Origin of the sequence: Olleya sp. Ti.3.14 (assembly GCF_038154885.1) — a bacterium.
Lineage (GTDB): Bacteria > Bacteroidota > Bacteroidia > Flavobacteriales > Flavobacteriaceae > Olleya.
In genome coordinates, this window is sequence record NZ_JBAKAO010000003.1 from 252,007 (window position 1) to 274,469 (window position 22,463).

Sequence of the window (22,463 nt, forward strand, 5' to 3'; positions counted from 1 at the left end):
TTGAATACAAGTCAACTTAGCTTTTATAAATCCCTTAAACATTTTTTACTAACTGCTTTTGCATTGTTAGTCTCGGTATTTTCTTTTGCTCAAGAAGAAAATGAAGTAGAACAAGATAGTACCAAAACTGGTTTTAGTTTAGGGAATATCCAAATGCAAAATCCATCAAGTATACAATCTAAATACACGTATGATCCTGTAACGGATAGATACATATATACTGAGACTGTTGGAGAGTTTAATATTAATTATCCAGTAATTCTAACACCAGATGAGTATCTAGAATTAGTATCAAGCCAGAATTTAAAATCGTATTATAAGGATAAGATTGATGCTTACGACGGTAAAAAAGGAGATGTAAAAGAAGCTCAGAAAAACTTAATACCAGAGTTTTATGTTAACTCCAGTTTTTTTGAAAGTATTTTTGGTGAAGGACCAATATCCATAATACCACAAGGTACTGTTGAAATGGATTTAGGTGTCCTATTTACTAAACAGGATAATCCATCGTTTTCTCCAAGAAACAGACGTAATTTTTCATTCGATTTTGACCAACGTATCAGTCTAAGTATGATTGGTAAAGTAGGATCAAGATTACAAGTAACAACTAATTACGACACACAATCTACTTTTGATTTTCAAAATTTAATTAAGTTAGAATACACACCAACCGAAGATGATATCATTCAAAAAATTGAAGTTGGTAACGTTAGTATGCCAATTAATAGCTCTTTAATTTCAGGAGCACAAAGTCTATTTGGTGTAAAAACACAATTAAAATTTGGTAAAACAACAATTACAGGAGTATTCTCTGATCAGCGTTCTGACGCTAGGTCTGTAACTGCTCAAGGTGGCGGAACATTAGACGAGTTTGAGTTTTTTATTAGAGATTATGATGAGAATCGTCACTTTTTCTTAGGACAATACTTCCGTAATAACTACGATCAAGCACTATCTAATTACCCTTTTATTAATAATAATATTCAAATAACAAGAATAGAGGTTTGGATAACTAACAGAAGTAATCGTACTGAAAATGTTAGAAACTTTGTCGCTTTCCAAGATTTAGGAGAAACCAGTATCATTGGTAATCCAGGCGTTTCTGTTACAGGAGGACCTAATGCATTTCCGGATAACGGAAACAATGGATTAGATCCAACTAACATTGGTAACGCAGGATCACAATTAAATAATGCAATTAGAGATATTGCAACAGCGCAAAGCGGAATCTCAATTTCAGGTTTTAATGAAGGTTTTGATTATGCAAAGCAAGAAAATACTAGAAAATTAATAGAAGGTCAAGAATATACCCTAAACACACAATTGGGTTATATTTCTTTAAACCAAAGATTAAATAATGACGAAGTCTTAGCGGTTGCTTACCAATATACAGTCGGAGGACAAGTGTTTCAAGTAGGAGAGTTTGCAAATGATGGTATTGGAGCAACAGATGTTGCTGTAAATTCAAGTGGAGAAGTTACTAATGTTACAAATAATGCATTAGTATTAAAACTATTAAAAAGTAGTATCACTAGTGTCTCTCAACCAATATGGGATTTAATGATGAAAAACGTTTACGATACAGGCGCTTTTCAATTAACTCAAGAAGATTTTAAATTAAATATTTTTTATAACGAATCTGCTCCTGTAAACTATATTACTGCTGTAGAAGGTACGCCTTTCGGAACCGATTTTGAAGGCGAACCTATAGATCAAACCACATTATTACGCTTATTTAATTTTGATAGATTAAATTACAATAACGATCCACAAACTAATGGAGACGGTTTCTTTGACTTTGTTTCAGGCATTACTGTAATTCCGCAAAACGGTAAAATTGTCTTTACTAAAATAGAACCTTTTGGACGTTATTTATTTGATGTTTTAGATAACGACGGTAACACAGGTAATAATGCGTCGGATTATGAAGCAGATATATATGCCAATGCCAATCAAGAAAAGTATGTCTATGATTTACTTTATAAAGCAACCAAAACAGCAGCATTAGACGAGAGTCAAAAAAATAAATTCCAAATTAAAGGACGTTATAAATCTTCAGGTGGAGACGGAATCCCAATTGGAGGATTTAATGTGCCAAGAGGATCCGTTCGTGTATCAGCTGGAGGACGTGTTTTAGTAGAAGGACAAGATTATACAGTTAATTACCAATTAGGACGTGTTTATATTATTGATGAAGGTTTAAAAGCATCCAACATTCCAATTGAAGTATCAACCGAAAATAATTCGATTTTTGGACAGCAAACTAAACGTTATACAGGATTAAATGTAGAACATAAGTTTAATGACAATTTTGTAATTGGAGGAACATATATTAATTTAAATGAACGTCCAATTACTCAAAAAGCTAATTATGCTAATGAGCCTATAAACAATACCATTTTTGGTTTTAATGCTAATTATTCTTCAGAAGTACCGTTTTTATCTAGGTTAGTTAATAAATTGCCTAATATTGATACAGATGCACCATCTAATATTTCTGTTAGAGGTGATTTTGCATACTTACTACCAGGTGCACCAAAAGGGACAGATTTTAATGGAGAAGCGACTGCTTATATAGATGATTTTGAAGGTACACAAAACGGAATAGACCTTAAATCTGCACAATCTTGGAGCTTATCAAGTAGACCACTTAATGTAAATAATTCTACAGCGTTAGATAATAACGGAATAGAAAACGGTTATGGTAGAGCCATGCTTAACTGGTATACTATTGATCCTATATTTTATGGTAGTCAAAGACCATCAGGAATATCAGATGATGATATGTCAGGATTATATACTAGTCGCGTTTTTGTTAACGAGCTGTTTCCACAACAGGATATTGCTCAAGGTCAAACATCAGTTTTAAATACTTTAGATTTAACATATTATCCTCAAGAACGAGGTCCATATAACTTTGAGCCAGGTACAGAAAGTGGTGTAATACCAAACCCAGAAAGTAGTTGGGCTGGAATAACAAGACAGATTACATCTACGGATTTTGAACAAGCAAATGTTGAATATATCGAGTTTTGGTTACAGGATCCATTTCAGGAAAACCCAGGAAATCCTGGTGGAAAATTATTTATTAACTTAGGTAATATATCAGAAGATGTGCTTAAGGATGGACGTAAACAATATGAAAACGGTTTACCTCAAGATGGAAATATTAGTTTGCTGCCAGAAACGGTGTTTCAATCTGTAGTGCCACAAAATCAAGCCTTAATTTATGCGTTTGATACAACAGGTCAAGAAAGAACCAATCAAGATGTTGGATTTGATGGATATGATGATGTTGAGGAATCTGCTAAGTTTCCTTCAGGTTTTTCTGGACTAGCAGATCCTGCAAAAGATAATTATGACTATTATTTAAATGCAGAAGGTGACGTATTTAACAGATACAAATTATATAATGGTGTAGATGGTAACTCTCCAGATGCATTTAGTGATACCAATAGAGGGTCAACAACGCAACCAGATGTAGAGGATGTCAATAGAGATAATACCATGAATACTATTGATAGTTACTTTGAGTATCAAATTGATATAACTCCAGCATCATTAAATATTAATAACGAGTATATTGTTGATACAAAAAACGTAACAGATACTAACAATCCAAGAGTATTACCAAATGGAGAGACTGAATATCCTAGATGGTATCAGTTTAGAATTCCTATTCGTACAGATGACGAGTTTGTTGTAAATGGTATTACGGATTTACGTTCTATAAGATTTTCTAGAATGTACCTTAACGATTTTCAGCAACAAACAACATTAAGATTTGGAACATTAGAGCTGGTTCGTAGTGATTGGAGACGTTTTCAATTGTCATTAGATGGTGGTGCAACACCTTTAGATTTTGATGATACAGCCTTTACTGTTGGTGCTGTAAGTACGCAAGAAAATGACGGAAGTTATGTTTCGCCACCAAGTGTAGTGCCAGAGCAGCTTAACAATAACAACACTATTGTTAGACAAAATGAACAAGCACTTGTCGTAGATGTTTGTGATCTTAAAGCTAAAGACTCTAGAGCAGTATTTAAAAATATTAGTGTAGATATGCGTCAGTACAAAAAACTGAGAATGTTTATGCATGCCAGAGATGGAGAAACACCTGGACTTACAGATTCTGACTTAGTAGGTTTTATTAGAATGGGTAATGACCTTACTGAAAATTACTATCAAATAGAAGTACCATTAAAAGTGTATAATGGAGGTGGATCTGCCGAAGCGTATTGGCCAGAAGAGAATGAAATTAATATAGAATTAGAAATTTTACAACGTATAAAGTCTTTAGGGATAAGCAACCAAACATTAACGGATGGTACAGCAAATTTTTATGATGTAGTTGGTGGCGATTTAGTCCCAGTTATAGATCAATATGGAGGTTATGTTTTAGGACAACAACGTGTTGCTATAAAAGGAAATCCTAATTTTGGAGATGTTAGAACATTAATGGTTGGTGTCAAAAATGGTACAAATAACTTACAATGTGGAGAGATTTGGTTTAACGAATTGCGTTTGTCAGAACTAGAAAACGAAGGTGGTTGGGCAGCAATAGTTACGGTTGATACACAATTAGCAGATTTTGCTAGTGTAAGTGCAACTGGAAGAATGAGTACTGCTGGATTTGGAAATGTAAACCAAGGACCAAATGAGCGTAGTCTTGAAGATAGTAAACAATATGATGTAGTAACTAATGTAAATGTTGGTCAATTACTACCTAAAAAATGGGGAATTCAAATTCCGTTTAATTACGGTCAAGGAGTGGAAGTGATTACACCAAAGTATGATCAACAATACGAAGATATTGAGTTAGACACACGTTTGGATGCTGCTGTTGATGATGCAGAAAGAGATTTGATTTTAGAACAATCGGAAACATACACAAAGCGTAAAAGTATAAACTTTATAGGTGTTAAAAAGAATAGAACAGGAGAGGCTAAACCAAGTTTTTATGATGTAGAAAACTTAACGCTAAATTATTCTTATAACAAAATGGAGCATCGTGACTTTGAGATTGAAAGATCTGTTGACAAACAGGTTAGAGCAGGTGTAAATTACGCTTATAATTTTGAACCTAAGTTAATTGAACCTTTCAAGAAAAACGATTCGTTATTTACTGGTAAGTATTGGAAGTTTTTAAAAGAATTAAACTTTAATGTATTACCTGCTAGTTTTACTATAAATACAGATTTAAATAGACAATTTAATCGTCAAAAATTTAGAGATTTAGATTTAACAGGAAATAATATTGGATTAGAAGAACTGTATAGACGTAATTATAATTTTGACTACCAATACAATCTTAATTGGAATTTAACAAAGTCGCTTCAGGTAAATTATTCTTCGTCAAATAATAATATTGTTAGAAATTACTTCAAAGATAATATTATAAATGGAGAGCCAGATCCATTATTAGACGTATGGGATGGTTTCTTTGATTTTGGAGATCCAAATAGACAACAACAACAAATTGGAATTAATTATGAGATTCCACTTAGTAAAATACCAACTTTAAGCTTTTTAAAAGCAACCTATTCTTACTCAGGATTGTTCCAGTGGCAAAAAGGGTCTGACTTATTTGGTAATTTAGTTGGTAACGATGGATTGACTTATAATTTAGGAAACACAATATCAAACGGAAATACACATAATATTAATTCAACTTTAGACATGAATAAGTTGTATAAATATTTAGGAATTTCTGCTAAATCTAAATCTAGAGGAAATAAAGTTGCTAGAACATCTAGAACTGCTGGACCTCCAGGTATTGCAAACAAAGAAAAAGAGAAGGCTAAAAAAGCAGATGATGGGATAGGATCTAAAATTGGTAATTTTGGTATCGGATTATTAACCTCAATAAAACGTATTCAAGCAGTATATAGCGAGACTAATGGTACTTTTTTACCAGGTTATTTACAAACTCCAGGTTTTTTAGGAACAGCAAAACCTACTATAGGTTACACTTTTGGAAGTCAAAGTGATGTTAGAGATTTAGCTGCCAGAAATGGTTGGTTAACTGCTTTTCCAGATTTTAACCAGCAGTATACTACTAACCAAACTAAGCAATTAGATCTTTCAGCTAACCTTGAGCCATTTAGTGATCTTAAAATAGATTTAGTCGGATTTAGGACTTACGCAGAAAATTACACAGAAAATTACAGAGTAGAAAACGGACAATACTTATCATTAACGCCTAATACATTTGGTAATTTTAGTATTTCATCTTTTACATTGCCAACTGCTTTTGGTAAGAGTGACGAGACTAGTTCTCAAGCTTTTGATGACTTTAGAAGTAATAGGTTAGACATAGCAAGACGACTAGCAGTACAAAATGGGTCAGATCCAAACGATGTTGATGCTGACGGTTATCCTAAAGGTTTTGGTAAAACAAGTCAACAAGTATTATTACCAGCATTTGTAAGTGCTTATACAGGTCAAAAAACAAGTAAAACTAAACTTGGTGCATTAAGAAACGTGCCAATTCCAAACTGGGACGTAAAATATTCTGGTTTCATGAAAATGAAATGGTTTAAAAAACGTTTCAAACGTTTCTCTTTAACACATGGTTATAGATCAAGTTATAGTATAGGACAATTTAGAACAAATTTAGATTTTGATGGTATAGACTATGGACTAGATTATGACTTACAACCTAGCGAAGATTTAGATCAAGCAGGAAATTTTAAAAGTGAAAACTTATATAGCAGCGTAACCCTTACAGAGATGTTTAGTCCGTTATTCCGTTTTGACATGGAAATGAAAAACTCGGTTAGAATATTATTAGAAATGAGAAAAGATAGAATGCTATCATTAAGTTTTGATAATAATTTAATGACAGAAATAGCAGGTAACGAGTACGTTGTTGGTTTAGGATATCGTATTAAAGATTTACGTATTAAATCTAATTTAGCAGGTCCTAAAAAAGCGATTGTTTCAGATTTAATTATGTCTGCAGATTTATCTGTAAGAGATAATAAAACCATCATACGTTATTTAGACCTAGAAAATAATCAAATTACAAACGGTCAAACTATTTGGGGTCTTAAATACAATGCAGAATATGCCTTTAGTAAAAACCTAACAGGTGTGTTTTATTTTGATTATTCTTTCTCTGAATATGCAATTTCAACAGCATTTCCTCAAACAACTATTAGATCAGGATTAACGTTACGATATAATTTTGGAAATTAATAAAGCATTGTTTGAAATTAATAGTCATTTAGATACATTTGCAATTCACTTAATAAATATATAATGAACATACCAGCAGAATTAAAATACACTAAAGACCACGAGTGGGTTAAAATTGAAGGAGACCAAATTACCGTTGGAATTACAGATTTTGCACAAAGCGAATTAGGAGATATCGTTTACGTTGAAGTAGAAACGTTAGATGAAACTCTTGAGGCTGATGAAGTATTTGGTACAGTTGAAGCTGTAAAAACAGTTTCAGATTTATTTTTACCTGTATCTGGAGAAATTGTAGCTTTTAACGATACGTTGGAAGATGAGCCAGAAAAAGTAAACACAGATCCTTATGGTGACGGTTGGATGGTTAAAGTAAAAGTATCTGATGCCTCTCAATTAGACAAGTTATTATCAGCAGACGACTATAAGGCTTTAATTGGTGCGTAAATTACTTCCTGTCATTAGTATTGGTTATAGCATTGCTTTACTAGTATCATGTTTGATAACGGTAAAGGGTGTTATAGAAATGCCAAACAATAATGATAAAGTAATTCATGCAGCTGCTTATTTTGTTTTTACTTGCTTATGGTTTTATACTTTTTTTACAACTTTTAAAAAAAGTAAACCTCAAGCCATTAAGATAACAGTAATTTTTTCCATAGCATTTGGCATAATTATTGAGATATTACAGGAGGTGACAACACAAACTAGACAAGCAGACTACAAAGACGTTATAGCAAATATTATAGGAACACTATTAGCAGTGTTATTAATTAATTTAATTACAAACTTGAAAGTTAAAAACAACTAATACCTTGTTTTTTTGACAAATAAATAGTTATTTTAGCATTCAGTTTAAATTTACAGATATGGAATCTAAGAAAAATACAAAAGCAGACGTAGGACGTAATAGTTCTCTTTACGTAGCAGTAGGACTAGCATTAATGCTATTTTTATCTTACTCAGCAATCAATTATACAACAACTGATAAGTCAGATATTGATATAGGACAATTAGTTTTTGATAACGAAGATGATGATGATGTTCCAATCACAGAAATGCTTAACACACCACCACCACCACCACCACCACCTGCAGCTCCAGAAGTAATTGAGGTTGTTGAAGATGAAGAGGATGTGGAAGAAACAATTATAGAATCTACTGAAACTACTCAAGAAGAAGTTGTTGAGATCGAAATTGCAGATGTTGAGGTTGAAGCAGTAGAAGAAGATGTAGATGTACCATTTTCAATTATTGAAAATGTACCTGTATATCCAGGTTGTGAAGGAGAGCCTAACAACAATGCAAAGAAAAAATGCATGTCTGAGAAAATTGGAAAGTTTGTAAGAAAGAATTTTAACAATGACTTAGCACAAGAGTTAGGTTTAGATAGTGGTATTAAAAGAATTAATGTTGGTTTTAAAATTGATAAAACTGGTAACATTGTAAACATTCAAGCAAGAGCACCACACCCTAAATTAGAAGCAGAAGCTAAAAGAGTTATTGGTAAGTTACCTAAAATGAAAGCAGGTAGACAAAGAGGTAAAGCAGTAAATGTACCTTACGGATTACCAATTACTTTCAAAGTAGAGTAATACATATTCCATATATATTAAAAATCCCGTTACAATTAAGTAACGGGATTTTTGTTTTTGGTATGCTTATTGTGATTTTGTCATAACATTAACATTTAAACTATATATATTATGAAAAATTCGAAAGAATCTCGTGATCTCACTCGCCAAAATGAGAAAAACGTGCAAAAATCACAAAAGCATGATGCAAATTTACAAAAAAACTCGTCGTTGTACTTCCAGATTGGGTTAATTATGTGTCTATTGGCTGCCTATGGTGCATTAGAAATGCGTTTTCAGTCTAATGATTACAGTATACCACTAACAGCATACGTAGATTCTGAAAATGATGCTATGTTTGCGCCTTCAGTTTTAGTAGAGCCAGATACTGTAGAAACATCAGATCCAGTAAAAACCAAGCCAGTCCATATTATCAAACCCGAAATTATTGATAATGATACGCCTGATAAAAAGGAAACTGATAATTTGATTACAGAAATAGTAAAGCCAACAAAACCAAAAGGTAATGTTACAGTGGATTTAGGAGCTTTAGATCCTCCAAAAGTAGATCCAGAACTAGAATTACCATTTGAGAAGGTCGAGGTTATGCCTATTTTTCCTGGTTGTGAAAGCGCAACGACCAATGACGAAAGACGAAAATGTATGTCTGATAATCTTACAAAGATTGTAAAACGTAGATTTGATGCAGGATTAGGAGCAGAATTGGGTTTAAAGGAAGGTGTTCAAAAAATTTATATTCAATTTAGAATTAATAAGTTTGGAGAAGCTGAGTTAGTGCAAACAAGAGCACCACACCAAAGATTAGAAAAAGAAGCAGAAAAAGTGGTTAGTAAAGTGCCACAAATGACGCCTGGATTACAAGGTGGTAAACCGGTTTCAGTATTATATACTTTGCCAATTGCTTTTCAGGTTAAGTATTAATATATAAATAATAAATATTAAGTCGCTACTAGTTAATGGTAGCGACTTTTCTATTTTAAAGCGTTAATAAAAAGCAGTATCTTTCGGCTAAATTAAAACCTCAATCTAAATATGAAGACGTTCATTTTAGGACTATTATTATGTACTTCAGCTGCAATCTACGCTCAAGATACAACTGATTATCAAATGCCACCTCGTTTTGAGAATTGTCAAGATGCTGAGATAAAACAATTAGACCTTTGCTTTAATCAAGAAGTATATAAACTTATATATTCAGAATTTAAACTTCCAGATAGTATTGATAAAAACTATACTGGTCAAATAGCAATAATTTTTGAAGTCACCAAAGACGGTAACTTTAAAACTATTTATATTGATGCACATAGTAAAGATTTAAAAGAAGAAGCTAAACGTGTTTTTGAAGTTTTTCCTACTATCCAACCAGCCACTTACAATGGTAATCCAACGTTTAAGCAATACAGTTTTAATTTATATTTTCCATTAAACCAAAAAAACACACCTCAAGCGTTGCCTAGTATTACTGATGTTAAAACAGATAATAATAGTGACTTAAATCAAATTGCGCAATTAATGGATTTGCAACAAAAAGCAAAGCAAGAGTTTGATAGTGTGCAAAAAGCAACAACTAAGTATACCAATAAAGCTTATACAAGTCAAATCAATATTCCTTTTTCTCATGAAAACTACTTTAGATTTGATCAGGATATTAATAGGATAGGAACTAATAGTCATACAGCATCAAAACCTTATCGTTATAAAGATGTGTCCAATTATTACGATTTTTCTGCTGAAAATTTAAAGCTGCAAAAGGATGCTGAATCATGGTTAGGTCGTAAACTTTGGAATGAGCATTTGGCACAAATACAAGGCGAAGATTATTGGTTTACAGTAGACCCTATTCTTGATTTACAATTAGGAAAAGATACAGATGCAGATTTTGGTACAACGTACAACAATACTAGAGGCTTGTACATACAAGGAGGTTTAGGAAGTAAGCTTAGTTTTTCCGCTTCAGTTTTTGAAAGTCAAGGACGTTTTGCACAATATTATAATCAATATGCCGAAAGTTTAAAAGCATTTGGACCAGATCCTGCAATTATACCAGGTCGTGGTATTGCCAAACGCTTTAAAGAGGATGCTTATGACTATCCTGCAGCAGAAGCCTATTTATCGTATACACCTGCTAAATTTTTAAACGTCCAGTTTGGACATGGTAAACAATTTATAGGTGATGGTTATAGAAGTTTACTGCAAAGTGACGTTGCAAGTCCTTACCCTTTTTTAAAATTAAACACAACATTCTGGAAAATTAAATATACCAACACATGGACTTGGTTAAAAGATGTGCGTGATGCTGCAGTGGTGGATAAAGCCTTCAGAACAAAATATATTGCAAACCATTATTTAAGTTGGAATGTATCAAAACGTTTTAATTTAGGTTTGTTTGAATCTGTAATCTGGGAAAACACTAATGATAGAGGTTTTGATATCAACTACCTAAACCCATTAATATTTTTTAGAGCTATCGAGTTTGAAACTGGTCAAGGAGCTGGTAATGCAATATTAGGAGCATCAGGTAAATATAAACTTAGTGATAATGCAAATGTATATGGTCAATTTATTTTAGACGAATTTTCATTAAACGATGTCACAGGAGGAAACAAAAGCTGGAAAAACAAATTTGGTTTCCAATTAGGTGCAAAATATTACAATGCCTTTAAAGTTAAAAACTTAATGTTTCAAGCAGAATACAATCAAGTTAGACCATATACCTATTCTCATAATACAATTGTATTAAACTATGCGCACAACAATCAACCTATGGCTCACCTTTGGGGAGCAAATTTTAGAGAGTTGGTGTTAATTGGACGCTATCAAAAAGACCGTTGGTTTGGAGAGGCAAAATTAGTAACAGGTATTAGAGGATTTGATGTAAACGATGGTACAGATAATTTTAGTTATGGTGGCGATGTCTATCAAGATTATAACGATAGACCTTTTGATACAGGAGTAACAATAGGTCAAGGTATAAAAACAACATCTGTAAACGCAAGTACACAATTAGGCTATTTGGTTAATCCAGCCTCTAATTTAAAAGCATTTGTAAATTTAAGTTACCGTAATTTTAATCCAGAAGCACAAACAGCTTCGGTTTATAATAACAGTACGGTTTGGATTAATTTTGGGATTAGAACAGACTTATTTAATTGGTATTTTGATTTGTAGACTGTGTTTTTTTTTTTTTTTTTAGCCTTTTTAGATTGAAGATCAGTCAAGTGTGGTTTTAATCACAGCAATATTTTGAAAAATAAATTAGTTTAGAACTTTTTTTTTTGATTTGAGCAACCTAATATAAATCAATATGAAAAAATCAAAAAACCAGTTGTCAATTTTACTTTTTTTAAGTCTCTTTTTTGTTTTAACTAATTGTGAAAAGGAATAGGTCTTTTTACAAAACACTGTAAGCAATAAAACAAATCCGGAAATAAAAATGTTTACATTACAGAGATATTATTAAACAAGCGTTAGAGGAGTTTGATAGTTCTCAAACAGATGAAATATATGAAGCTTTAGCATGGACAGGTTTAATGGGAAGTGGAACTTTTAATCCGACAACTGGATTATACTCCAACTCAACTGTTGCTTGGGTTAACAAAAGCCAACAATATAGATTAAATATCCTAAGCACCATAAACACATTTAATTCTTCTAATTCAAATTGCCAAGACTAATGAAAAACCTTAATACATTAACTCGTACATCACTTATTATTTTGTTTCTTTTTTTAAGTTGTAAAAAGGAGTATAAGGAAGATGATTTTTTAAGTAAAGAATTAAATGAACTTAAAAATTTAAATAAGAAGCTAAACGAAGAGTTAGATTCTCTTAAAAAATTATATGTAAATCCATTTAAACAATACGAAAACATCGTTCTTGATGAAAGTAAAAATAATCCTGATTCCATAATTAATGAATATGAAAAATTAATTAAAAATCATCCTAATTCATTTTGGAAACATGAATCAGAACGAAGAATTAAAAATATTGAAAAAAGAAAAAAATATTGGACTAAAAAAAATGGTTGGAAATTAAATGAAATTCCAAAAAAGCCTGTAGATGATGAACAAACTATAAGTTGTCCTGGATGTTAAAATACAACCTACAAATACTTGTATTCAGATGTAGAAATAGAATCTTTTCAAAATTTAGGAAATATTCCTTTAAATGATAATCAAAATCAAGAATGCGATGAATAAATATATAACATTATTGATAGTAATTATTTTTTCAGGTTGTATTAATCATAACAATAATAAGAATAAAAGGGAAGAAATTTTTAACGATATTTTTGTTGACATTGTTGATTCTACAGCTAGCGATTTTAGAAGAATAATTGGTCCTTTTCCAAAAGACTTAGCTAATGAGAAAAATAAAAAACAGTTTTATAAAAAAATAGATTCTCTAAAAAAAATCAATTTACCTCCTCTTAAAGTTATTATTAATAATACCACTTATAAACTAAATTTAAATGGTGTTAAATACAGATTGAAAAAGTATTTAAATGAAATAGATATTGACGAAATTTTAAATTTTAAAAATTCTTCAGTAGCTAATGAGCTTAACTTGAATTTAAATAATTTTTCTAATGAAAAATATACTTTTATTTATAAACATGACTTAGATAGTAGTGTTAAGCAATCTCGACTAGGTAAATATTCTTTTTCAGAGTTACACTTTAATAAAGATAATGACATCTGTGTTTTTAGCTATGGGCTTTATTACTCAAGTCTTAATGGATCTAATTTTTTATGTGTTCTAAAAAAAGAAAAGGGTGTATGGCAGATATTTAAAATAATTGAAGTGGGTATTTCGTAGTGGCATAATCCAATCTCAAAACCACAAGCCTAAAAACCTTGAGGTTTTTTTATGCCAAATTCCTTTTTAGCAGTATCTTTGCATCAGCAAAAAAAATAGCGTTGGTTTGAGTACAACTGTAACCCCTACAATTAAACATACAGCATTATCAGATTTTAAAGAAATCACTAAAATGCGCTTGTCTTTAAGCGTCGTGTTTTCATCAGTTGCTGGTTATTTTTTAGGAGCAGATACTATCAGCCTAAAAATTGTTTTATTGCTAGCTTTAGGAGGTTATTTTATGGTTGGAGCCAGTAACGCGTTTAACCAAATTATTGAAAAAGATTTAGATGCCTTAATGCATCGTACCAAAAACAGACCTGTTGCTTCTGGTCGTATGACGGTTAATACAGCCTTTTTAATAGCTTGTGTTTTTACTATTTTAGGTATTGGTATTTTATATTCAATAAACGCACAAACAGCAATGTTTGGAGCCATTTCAATATTTTTATATACAAGCGTTTATACACCTTTAAAAACAAAAACACCATTATCTGTATTTGTTGGTGCTATTCCAGGAGCTATTCCTTTTATGTTAGGTTGGGTTGCAGCAACAGATAATTTTGGTATTGAACCAGGAACTTTATTTGCTTTACAATTTTTTTGGCAATTCCCACATTTTTGGGCAATTGGTTGGTTTTTATTTGAAGATTATAAACGTGGAGGCTTTTTTATGTTGCCTACAGGTAAACAAGATAAAGGTACAGCAGTGCAAACCATTTTATACACGGTTTGGACTATTTTAGTATCTATAGTGCCAGTATTTGGTGTAACAGGACAATTAAAATTATCTATCGTTGCAGCAATAATAGTTTTAAGTTTAGGATTAGTCATGCTGTATTATGCTATTCAATTGTATAAAAAAATGACTGAAAAAGCAGCAAAACAATTAATGTTGTCAAGCGTACTATATATTACACTAATACAGATTGTATACGTTATTGATAAATTTATAAGATAAAATGGATTTAACTCAAGGGACTTTAGAAGAAAAAACGGGACGCGCAAAAAAAATGATGTTGTACTTTGGTATAGCGTCTTTAATTATGTCTTTTGCAGGATGGACTAGTGCATTTATTGTAAGTAGTTCTAGACCAGATTGGCTAAATGATTTTGAAATGCCTCAGCCATTTTGGATTAGTATTATAATAATGGTAATAAGTAGTATTACTTTTATAATAGCTAAAAGAGCATTAAAGCAAGGTAAAAATGGATTAACTACTGCAATGTTAACTTTAACATTTGTGTTAGGATTAATTTTTATTTACAATCAATTTGTAGGTTTTAATCAAATTATTGACTTAGGATTTAACTTTACAGGACCAACAAGTAATATTACTGTAACTTATATTTACCTAATTGCAGTAGTGCATATAGTACACGTGTTAGTGGGTTTAATTCCGGTACTAGTAGTGTTAATCAATCACTTAAGAGGTAAATATTCTCAAGATAATATGGTTGGATTTGAATTAGCAGAGACCTTTTGGCACTTTGTTGACTTGCTATGGATCTACCTGTTTTTTTTCTTATACTTTTTTCTAAACTAAAAAATTATTGATCTAATAAGACCAAAACCTTATTTAGATACTATAAATTTAGAGTTTGGTATTTTTTTAACTGAATAAAATGATTATTTTTGTGCCACATTTTAACAACTAATTTAACACTATGAATACTACAGTTGCAACTACTGATACAGAAGGAAAGACTTGGGGAGGTGGTAACCAACCATTAAAAGCAAGTTATGGTAAGATGATGATGTGGTTTTTTATCGTATCAGATGCATTAACATTCTCTGGGTTTTTAGCAGCCTATGGTTTTTCAAGATTCAAATTTATTGATGCTTGGCCAATTGCAGACGAGGTTTTTACTCACGTACCATTTTTCCATGGTAATTATCCAATGATTTATGTAGCGTTTATGACGTTTGTATTAATCATGTCTTCAGTGACAATGGTATTAGCAGTGGATGCTGGTCACCATTTAAACAAGAAAAAAGTAACTTGGTACATGTTTTTAACCATTATTGGTGGTTTAATATTTGTAGGGTCTCAAGCTTGGGAGTGGAATACTTTTATTAAAGGAGACTTTGGTGCTGTACAAACAAAAGGAGGTAACATCCTTCAATTTGGAGAAAATGTAACTGTGGATGGAGAGCAAACTTTTAAACGTTTGGCTATAGCAGATTTTGCTACTGCTGCACCTACAGACAGAGTAGAGCATGAGCGTAAAAATGGACTTTGGTTTGTTGGAGAAGGTACTTTACCAGCATACCAAGTAAGCGATATCGTTAAAGGTATGGAAGCTAATCCTAATGTATTAGTTAGAACGCAAATCATTAACGAAGAAGGTGAAAAAACAATCTTAACAAGAGAGCAATCTTTAAAGCAAATAAAAGAAAACGGTAAATTAGTAGTTCAAGGTGCTAACTTACATGTAAACGAATATGGTTCGCCATTATTTGCAGACTTCTTTTTCTTTATTACAGGATTTCACGGATTTCACGTATTTTCAGGAGTTGTGCTTAACATCATTATTTTCTTTAATGTTGTTATTGGTACATATGACAGACGTAAAAACTACGAAATGGTTGAAAAAGTTGGTCTTTACTGGCACTTTGTAGATTTAGTTTGGGTATTTGTATTTACATTCTTCTACCTAGTTTAATAATTTTATAGAAAAGAAATATCATGGCAGACGCACATAAATTAGAAATATTTAGAGGATTAATTAAGTTTAAATCTAATACTCAAAAAATTTGGGGAGTTTTAATCTTGTTATCTATCATTACAGCTGTAGAGGTTGTTTTAGGTATCTACAAACCATCTTGGGGAACTAACGTGGTGTTAGGGATGAAACTTTTAAACTGGATTTTTATCATCTTAACAATTGTTAAAGCATATTATATTACTTGGGATTTCATGCACATGCGTGATGAATTACCTGGATTAAGACGTGCTGTTGTTTGGACAGGAATATTCCTTATTTGTTACTTAGTATTTATATTATTACAAGAAGGGGGTTACGTTTTTGATGTATACGACAAAGGATTTATCAAAAGAGATTTCTAAGTAAAGAAATCGATATAAAATATAGTTAAAAGGTGGTTTATTAAAGCCACCTTTTTTATTTTTGTATAATTATAAAAAAGCTTTGAGATTATGGATAAAAAGAAATTGAAAAAAGGAATTACCTTAGGTGCTTTATTTTTTTTACCAGTAATCTTTTTATTGTTTTTATACCCTTCTACTAATAATTACAATCCTTTAGACGTTGTAAAAAATAATGTTCTTGATTTTCAAAACTTGTCTTCATCAACAACAGACTTACAATTAGAAAATCATATCACAGTTTTAGGTTTTTTAGGAAAAGATCCAGAATCAAAAGTTGTTGAAACCTCTAACCTAAAAGAATTAATCTACGATAAGTTTCAAGGCTTTAAAAAGTTTCAAGTTATTATGTTGGTGTCTAAATCTACAACAGACGCTACAGATAGACTTAAAAAAGAATTAACTAAATACGGAGAACTTAAATACTGGCATTTTGTTGAGTTGGATGACTCTGATACTAAAAAAATGTTTAATAGCTTAAGGTCAAGTGAAGTCTTAGATTTTAATTTAGCAACTAACAAAGTATATATTGTTGATAAAGAATTAAATCAGCGTGGACGTTTAGATAACAGAACCAAAATAGAAATAGAACAAGGTAAACAAGCCTATCCGCTTACTGCTTATAATGCATCAGAAGTTGCACAGCTTAAAAATGTCATGGGAGCAGATGATTTACGTGTTTTGTTTACTGAGTATAGACAAAAACGTAAAGGCGAGTTTAACTCGACCTCTAGACGTGCAGACGATTTAAAAGGAGACACAAACTAATAGCATTACCATGAGTAAAAAAGCAAATTATTCTTACGTAGGTATTTCATTCATTATATTATTATTTGGGATTATTTTTATTCCTAAAATTATTGATAGGGTAAGTAATAAAGATATTAACCGTACGGACGAGAGTAGAAGCAAAGGTGTTATTGTTAATCCAAAAAGCGATGCGCCAAATAAATCAGATGTAGGCTATTTAGTGATTAATGAAGAGCGTAAAAAAGTGCCAGAATTTAGTTTTACTAATCAAGATGGTAAAACAATAACTAACAAGGACTATTTAGGTCAAGTGTATGTGGTGGATTTCTTTTTTACAACGTGTCCTACCATTTGCCCAAGAATGAGCTCTAACTTAGCATCTATACAAAACACATTTAAAGATAATCCAGAGTTTGGTATTGCATCATTTAGTATCATGCCAGATAACGACACTCCAGAAATCCTAAAGGCTTATGCTGCAGATTATGGTGTTACTAGTCCAAATTGGCATTTAATGACAGGAGATAAAGAGGCTATTTACCAATTATCAAATATGGGTTTTAATATCTTTGTTGATATTGAAAATTTTGAACATTCAGGAGATTTTGCTCTAGTGGATAAAGAAGGATATTTAAGATCTAGAACAGATGCTTTTGGTAATCCAAAAATATTTTATAAAGGTGTAATTAGCGAGCAAGAAAAAATGGATGAAGATGGTAATGAACAAGAAATTACAATCTTAAAAGAAGACATTGCAAAACTATTACAAGAGTAAACTTAACGCGTCCTAATCTAGCCATACCTATTAATTACAATTATGAGTACAAGAAAACTAAACGCCGAACAAAAGTATAATAAGTGGATTGTTATCCTATCGGTTATTATCCCTATAGCTGTAGCAGCTTTATTTACAGTTAAATTAAAAGACTTAGGTTTTAATGTAGAGCCTTTAACATTTTTACCACCTATTTATGCGACAATAAATGGTATTACAGCATTTGTATTATTGGTAGCTGTTTGGGCAATTAAAAATAATAAACGTAAGCTGCATGAAAATTTAATGAAGTTTGCAATCTCCTTATCAGTAATATTCTTAGTAATGTATGTCGCTTATCACATGACAAGTGATTCTGCTGAATTTGGAGGCGAAGGCGCAATTAGGTCTATTTATTTTTTCATTTTAATAACACACATTGCATTATCGGTAGTAGTCATTCCTTTTGTATTAATAACTTATGTTAGAGCAATCACAAACAATATACAACGTCATAAAAAAATAGCTAGAATTACGTTTCCATTATGGTTATACGTTGCGATTACTGGTGTGATTGTGTATTTAATGATTTCACCTTATTACTTGTAACAGCTATTTAAAGCTTTGCTGAGCACCTTACAATTATGAAAACTAAAGTTTTTTTATTTCTATTTTTAATCGTTTCATTTTTACAGACTAATGCACAATGCGCTATGTGTAGAGCTGTTCTGGAAAACGAAGAAGGTCAAGCTGCAGCAAAAGGTATTAATGATGGTATTGTCTATCTAATGTCCATTCCATACATCATAGTTTTTAGTTTAGGCTTCTTTATTTATTGGAAATATTTTAAAGTAAAAAAGAAATAGAAGCACTTTAAAATCAATATTTAACAAAATTTTTTAATAAATGTTGTAACAAATTGTATCCTTTGTAGTCTAATTGTTATTGAGTTAATCATCAATCAAAAAAACCATCAATTATGCTCAAAATAAATAAGTTACATAAATCTTATCCAATTGGCGATTCTAGTCTTCATGTTTTAAAAGGTATTGATTTATCTGTTGAAGAAGGCGAAATGGTTGCTATTATGGGTTCTTCAGGTTCGGGAAAATCGACGTTACTTAATATTATTGGAATGTTAGATGAAGCTGATGAAGGCGAGTATATACTTGATGGTGTCCCTATTAAAAATCTTACCGAAAAGAAAGCAGCGATTTACCGAAACAAGTTTTTAGGATTTATCTTCCAATCGTTTAACTTAATAAATTACAAAAATGCAGTAGAAAATGTAGCATTACCATTGTATTATCAAGGCTTAAAACGAAAAGAACGTATTGAAAAAGCAATGTTTCACCTTAAAAAAGTGGGTTTAGCTAATTGGGCTACTCACTTACCAAACGAGTTGTCAGGTGGACAAAAACAGCGTGTAGCAATTGCACGTGCTTTAGCTGCAAATCCAAAATTATTATTAGCCGATGAGCCAACAGGTGCATTGGATACCAAAACATCCTACGAGATTATGGACTTTATCCAATCTCTAAACGACGAGGGTAAAACCATTTTAATGGTAACACACGAAGAGGATATTGCCAATATGTGTAAGCGTATTGTGCGTTTAAAAGATGGTGTTATTATGGAGGATGTGTTTATTAATCAAGAAAGAGCTTCTGCACATGTTTGATAGAGACCTTTGGCGCGAAATATTTCAGAGTATAAACATGAATAGAACCAGAAGTGTATTATCTGGTTTTACCGTAGCTTTTGCCATATCGTTATTCGCCATTCTTTTTGGAGTAGTCAATGGATTAGTCAATACATTTGATACCGCTTTTGTGGATGATGCTGCTAATTCAATTTTTATTAATTCTGGACAAACCTCTAAGGCACATAAAGGATTACAAGCTGGTAGACAAATACAGTTTACTAATGAGGATTATGAGTATATTAAAGACGAATTTGGTGACAAAGTACAATTCATAACCGCAAGAATATATAGAAATGTAAATGCTTCGTTTAGAAACGAAAAAAGTAGCTACAGTGTTAGAGCAGTTCATCCTGACCATCAATATCTAGAAAATACTAAAGTAGAATACGGTAGATACATCAATCAATTAGACGTTGACAATAAAACTAAAGTAGTAGTTATTGGACGATTAGTAGAAGAGGATTTATTTTTAAAAACAACTGCTATAGGTAAATACATCAATTTAAATGGTATCCAATATAAAGTGGTTGGTGTATTTAGTGATGATGGTGGAGATAATGAAGAACGATTAATCTATATGCCTGTATCTACAGCACAACAAATTTATGGTAACAATGACTATATCGATCAAATCAATTTAACCTATAACCCAAGCATGAATTTTGACCAGGCAATTGGGTTTAGTACAGCATTAACTAGAAAACTAAAAGATCGTTTTTCAGTCTCTCAAAATGACCAACGTGCTATAAGAGTTAGAAACTTAGCTAATGAGTCTAAAGCAATCAATCAAATGACAGGAGGTTTAGGTGTCATGGTATTAGTTATTGGATTTGGAACATTAATAGCAGGAATAGTTGGTATAAGTAACATGATGATTTTTATTGTTAAAGAGCGTACTAAAGAGATTGGAATTAGAAAAGCACTTGGAGCTTCACCAAAATCGATAGTGTCAATCATATTATTAGAGTCTATTTTAGTTACAGTTATTGCTGGATTTGTAGGCTTGCTCATTGGGATGACAGTCGTAGAGTTTGCAGGACCAATGCTAGAAAAATATTTTATAAAAGACCCAACTGTAAGTTTAAGCGTTGTTGTTGCAGCAACTATAACTCTTATTGTAGCTGGTGGTATTGCAGGCTATTTACCAGCTAAAAAGGCATCCAAGATTAAACCAATTGTCGCACTTAGAAATGATTAAATTATAATGTTTTTATTCGAAAGAGATACATGGCAAGAAGTTTACGATAGTTTAAGTAAAAACAAACTACGTTCAGCATTAACTATGGTTGGTGTTTGGTGGGGAATTTTACTACTTATCGGATTACTTGGTTCAGCAAAAGGGTTAGAAAATTCTTTTAATAGATTATTTGGTGATTTTGCAACAAATAGTGTGTTTGTTTGGGCACAAAGTACCAGCAAGCCTTTTAAAGGATTTCAGGAAGGGAGACAAGTACAACTTAAAATAAGTGACGCTAAAAAAATTGAAGAAAATGTAGAAGGTATTGAGTTTGTGGTACCAAGAAATCAAAGTTCTGCTTTGGTAGTACGTAATTTTCTGTCTGGTAATTTTGGCGTAAATGGTGATTATCCTTTATTAGATCAAGTTCAAAAAAAGAAAATGATTCGAGGACGTTTTATCAATCAAACTGATATTGATGAAAATAGGAAAGTCGTCGTTATTTCAGAAGAAATCTACAAACAAATTTTTGAAAAAGATGAAGAAATGATAGGCGAATACATTCTGTTAAACGGAATGAATTTTAAAGTCATTGGTATGTTTGAAACTGGTAATGCTAATATGGGACCTTCTAGTGATATTCATATTCCTTTCACCACTTTTCAACAAATATATAATATGGGTGAAAATATTGGTTGGATGATGATTACAGGTAAACCAGAATACGATATTTCACAAATTGAAGCAGACTCCAAACTAATTTTAAGAAACTTAAATAAAGTACATCCAGATGATACACGTGCATTTGGTAGTTTTAATTTAGGTAAAGAGTTTGCAAAAATCACTGGATTTTTAACAGGAATGCAATTTTTAACCTGGTTTGTTGGTATAGCAACCTTAATTGCAGGTGTATTTGCAATTGGTAATATATTACTTATTACGGTTAAAGAAAGAACTAAAGAAATAGGTGTTAGACGTGCTTTAGGTGCCACACCTTATGAGATTAAAAGACAAATTGTTGTGGAGGCTGTATCTATTACTTTAGTTGCAGGACTATTAGGTATAATTACTGGTGGCTGGATACTAATAGCGTTGGATAGTGCTTTTGGTCAAGGTGCAGAAGCTGTTATTGTTAACGCATCAGTGTCTATAGCAGTGGTATTTATTGCCTTAATAATTTTAGTAGTATTAGGGACTTTAATAGGACTAATACCAGCCTTTAAAGCAACAAGTATTAAGCCTATTGAGGCATTAAGAGAAGAATAATTTTATCAATTAAATATAATTAAAGTAAAGTCTAAAAAACTTTTAAAATCAAC

19 protein-coding genes are annotated in these 22,463 nt (G+C 31.6%); all 19 read left to right on the top strand.

From position 1 onward, the window contains the following. The 19 genes from sov (at nt 1) to V6251_RS07385 (ending at nt 22,410) form a co-directional block, all read left to right on the top strand. Nucleotides 1-7,200 carry a T9SS outer membrane translocon Sov/SprA gene (gene sov, locus V6251_RS07295; RefSeq protein ID WP_341587616.1) on the top strand — a complete coding sequence of 2,400 codons (7,200 nt, stop codon included), beginning with the start codon at nt 1-3 and terminating at the stop codon, nt 7,198-7,200. A gap of 63 nt (nt 7,201-7,263) precedes the next feature. After that, nucleotides 7,264-7,644, top strand: coding sequence for a glycine cleavage system protein GcvH (gene gcvH, locus V6251_RS07300; RefSeq protein ID WP_145003626.1), 381 nt, complete (start codon nt 7,264-7,266; stop codon nt 7,642-7,644). Next, nucleotides 7,637-8,008, top strand: coding sequence for a VanZ family protein (locus V6251_RS07305; protein WP_341587617.1), 372 nt, complete (start codon nt 7,637-7,639; stop codon nt 8,006-8,008). Before gcvH ends, V6251_RS07305 begins: the two co-directional genes overlap by 8 nt. Nucleotides 8,009-8,066: 58 nt before the next feature. Continuing rightward, nucleotides 8,067-8,792 carry an energy transducer TonB gene (locus tag V6251_RS07310; protein WP_145003620.1) on the top strand — a complete coding sequence of 242 codons (726 nt, stop codon included), beginning with the start codon at nt 8,067-8,069 and terminating at the stop codon, nt 8,790-8,792. A gap of 111 nt (nt 8,793-8,903) precedes the next feature. Further along, nucleotides 8,904-9,713, top strand: coding sequence for an energy transducer TonB (locus tag V6251_RS07315; protein ID WP_341587618.1), 810 nt, complete (start codon nt 8,904-8,906; stop codon nt 9,711-9,713). A gap of 111 nt (nt 9,714-9,824) precedes the next feature. Further along, nucleotides 9,825-11,960, top strand: a complete 2,136-nt coding sequence (locus V6251_RS07320) for a gliding motility protein RemB (RefSeq protein ID WP_341587619.1) — start codon at nt 9,825-9,827, stop codon at nt 11,958-11,960. Nucleotides 11,961-12,465: 505 nt separating this feature from the next. Next, nucleotides 12,466-12,885, top strand: a complete 420-nt coding sequence (locus V6251_RS07325; protein WP_341587620.1) for a hypothetical protein — start codon at nt 12,466-12,468, stop codon at nt 12,883-12,885. A 97-nt stretch (nt 12,886-12,982) separates the two neighbouring features. Further along, nucleotides 12,983-13,609, top strand: coding sequence for a hypothetical protein (locus tag V6251_RS07330; RefSeq protein WP_341587621.1), 627 nt, complete (start codon nt 12,983-12,985; stop codon nt 13,607-13,609). A gap of 106 nt (nt 13,610-13,715) precedes the next feature. Further along, entirely contained in the window at nt 13,716-14,609 is an 894-nt protein-coding gene (gene cyoE, locus V6251_RS07335; RefSeq protein ID WP_028283404.1) for a heme o synthase, read from the top strand. 1 nt (nt 14,610) lies between these two features. Continuing rightward, on the top strand, nt 14,611-15,195 hold the full coding sequence (locus V6251_RS07340) for a cytochrome c oxidase subunit 3 (RefSeq protein ID WP_341587622.1): 585 nt from the start codon (nt 14,611-14,613) through the stop codon (nt 15,193-15,195). 121 nt (nt 15,196-15,316) lie between these two features. Then, complete coding sequence (locus V6251_RS07345) at nt 15,317-16,315, top strand: cytochrome c oxidase subunit 3 (protein ID WP_292947635.1); 999 nt, start codon at nt 15,317-15,319, stop codon at nt 16,313-16,315. Nucleotides 16,316-16,338: 23 nt separating this feature from the next. Then, on the top strand, nt 16,339-16,719 hold the full coding sequence (locus V6251_RS07350; RefSeq protein ID WP_028283407.1) for a cytochrome C oxidase subunit IV family protein: 381 nt from the start codon (nt 16,339-16,341) through the stop codon (nt 16,717-16,719). A gap of 90 nt (nt 16,720-16,809) precedes the next feature. Next, nucleotides 16,810-17,526, top strand: coding sequence for a hypothetical protein (locus V6251_RS07355; protein WP_341587623.1), 717 nt, complete (start codon nt 16,810-16,812; stop codon nt 17,524-17,526). 10 nt (nt 17,527-17,536) lie between these two features. Further along, nucleotides 17,537-18,283, top strand: a complete 747-nt coding sequence (locus V6251_RS07360; RefSeq protein ID WP_341587624.1) for an SCO family protein — start codon at nt 17,537-17,539, stop codon at nt 18,281-18,283. Between the two features lie 42 nt (nt 18,284-18,325). Continuing rightward, nucleotides 18,326-18,871 carry a DUF420 domain-containing protein gene (locus V6251_RS07365; RefSeq protein WP_341587625.1) on the top strand — a complete coding sequence of 182 codons (546 nt, stop codon included), beginning with the start codon at nt 18,326-18,328 and terminating at the stop codon, nt 18,869-18,871. Between the two features lie 35 nt (nt 18,872-18,906). Continuing rightward, nucleotides 18,907-19,128 (top strand): hypothetical protein, encoded by a 222-nt coding sequence (locus V6251_RS07370; RefSeq protein WP_028283411.1) that lies wholly within the window; start codon nt 18,907-18,909, stop codon nt 19,126-19,128. A 113-nt stretch (nt 19,129-19,241) separates the two neighbouring features. Then, nucleotides 19,242-19,943 (top strand): ABC transporter ATP-binding protein, encoded by a 702-nt coding sequence (locus V6251_RS07375; RefSeq protein WP_028283412.1) that lies wholly within the window; start codon nt 19,242-19,244, stop codon nt 19,941-19,943. Further along, nucleotides 19,936-21,165, top strand: a complete 1,230-nt coding sequence (locus V6251_RS07380; RefSeq protein ID WP_341587626.1) for an ABC transporter permease — start codon at nt 19,936-19,938, stop codon at nt 21,163-21,165. Before V6251_RS07375 ends, V6251_RS07380 begins: the two co-directional genes overlap by 8 nt. Before the next feature lie 3 nt (nt 21,166-21,168). Beyond that, nucleotides 21,169-22,410, top strand: coding sequence for an ABC transporter permease (locus V6251_RS07385; RefSeq protein ID WP_339808785.1), 1,242 nt, complete (start codon nt 21,169-21,171; stop codon nt 22,408-22,410). The last annotated feature ends 53 nt before the right edge of the window (nt 22,411-22,463 follow it).

What these genes read in the sequence shown, in the direction of transcription:
- V6251_RS07325 (WP_341587620.1), top strand. Translation starts at nt 12,466, where the DNA reads ATGAAAAACCTTAATACATTAACTCGTACATCACTTATTATTTTGTTT.
- V6251_RS07370 (WP_028283411.1), top strand. Translation starts at nt 18,907, where the DNA reads ATGAAAACTAAAGTTTTTTTATTTCTATTTTTAATCGTTTCATTTTTA.
- V6251_RS07330 (WP_341587621.1), top strand. Translation starts at nt 12,983, where the DNA reads ATGAATAAATATATAACATTATTGATAGTAATTATTTTTTCAGGTTGT.
- V6251_RS07380 (WP_341587626.1), top strand. Translation starts at nt 19,936, where the DNA reads ATGTTTGATAGAGACCTTTGGCGCGAAATATTTCAGAGTATAAACATG.
- gcvH (WP_145003626.1), top strand. Translation starts at nt 7,264, where the DNA reads ATGAACATACCAGCAGAATTAAAATACACTAAAGACCACGAGTGGGTT.
- V6251_RS07350 (WP_028283407.1), top strand. Translation starts at nt 16,339, where the DNA reads ATGGCAGACGCACATAAATTAGAAATATTTAGAGGATTAATTAAGTTT.
- V6251_RS07315 (WP_341587618.1), top strand. Translation starts at nt 8,904, where the DNA reads ATGAAAAATTCGAAAGAATCTCGTGATCTCACTCGCCAAAATGAGAAA.
- V6251_RS07320 (WP_341587619.1), top strand. Translation starts at nt 9,825, where the DNA reads ATGAAGACGTTCATTTTAGGACTATTATTATGTACTTCAGCTGCAATC.
- V6251_RS07340 (WP_341587622.1), top strand. Translation starts at nt 14,611, where the DNA reads ATGGATTTAACTCAAGGGACTTTAGAAGAAAAAACGGGACGCGCAAAA.
- V6251_RS07375 (WP_028283412.1), top strand. Translation starts at nt 19,242, where the DNA reads ATGCTCAAAATAAATAAGTTACATAAATCTTATCCAATTGGCGATTCT.
- V6251_RS07310 (WP_145003620.1), top strand. Translation starts at nt 8,067, where the DNA reads ATGGAATCTAAGAAAAATACAAAAGCAGACGTAGGACGTAATAGTTCT.
- V6251_RS07345 (WP_292947635.1), top strand. Translation starts at nt 15,317, where the DNA reads ATGAATACTACAGTTGCAACTACTGATACAGAAGGAAAGACTTGGGGA.
- V6251_RS07360 (WP_341587624.1), top strand. Translation starts at nt 17,537, where the DNA reads ATGAGTAAAAAAGCAAATTATTCTTACGTAGGTATTTCATTCATTATA.
- V6251_RS07355 (WP_341587623.1), top strand. Translation starts at nt 16,810, where the DNA reads ATGGATAAAAAGAAATTGAAAAAAGGAATTACCTTAGGTGCTTTATTT.
- V6251_RS07365 (WP_341587625.1), top strand. Translation starts at nt 18,326, where the DNA reads ATGAGTACAAGAAAACTAAACGCCGAACAAAAGTATAATAAGTGGATT.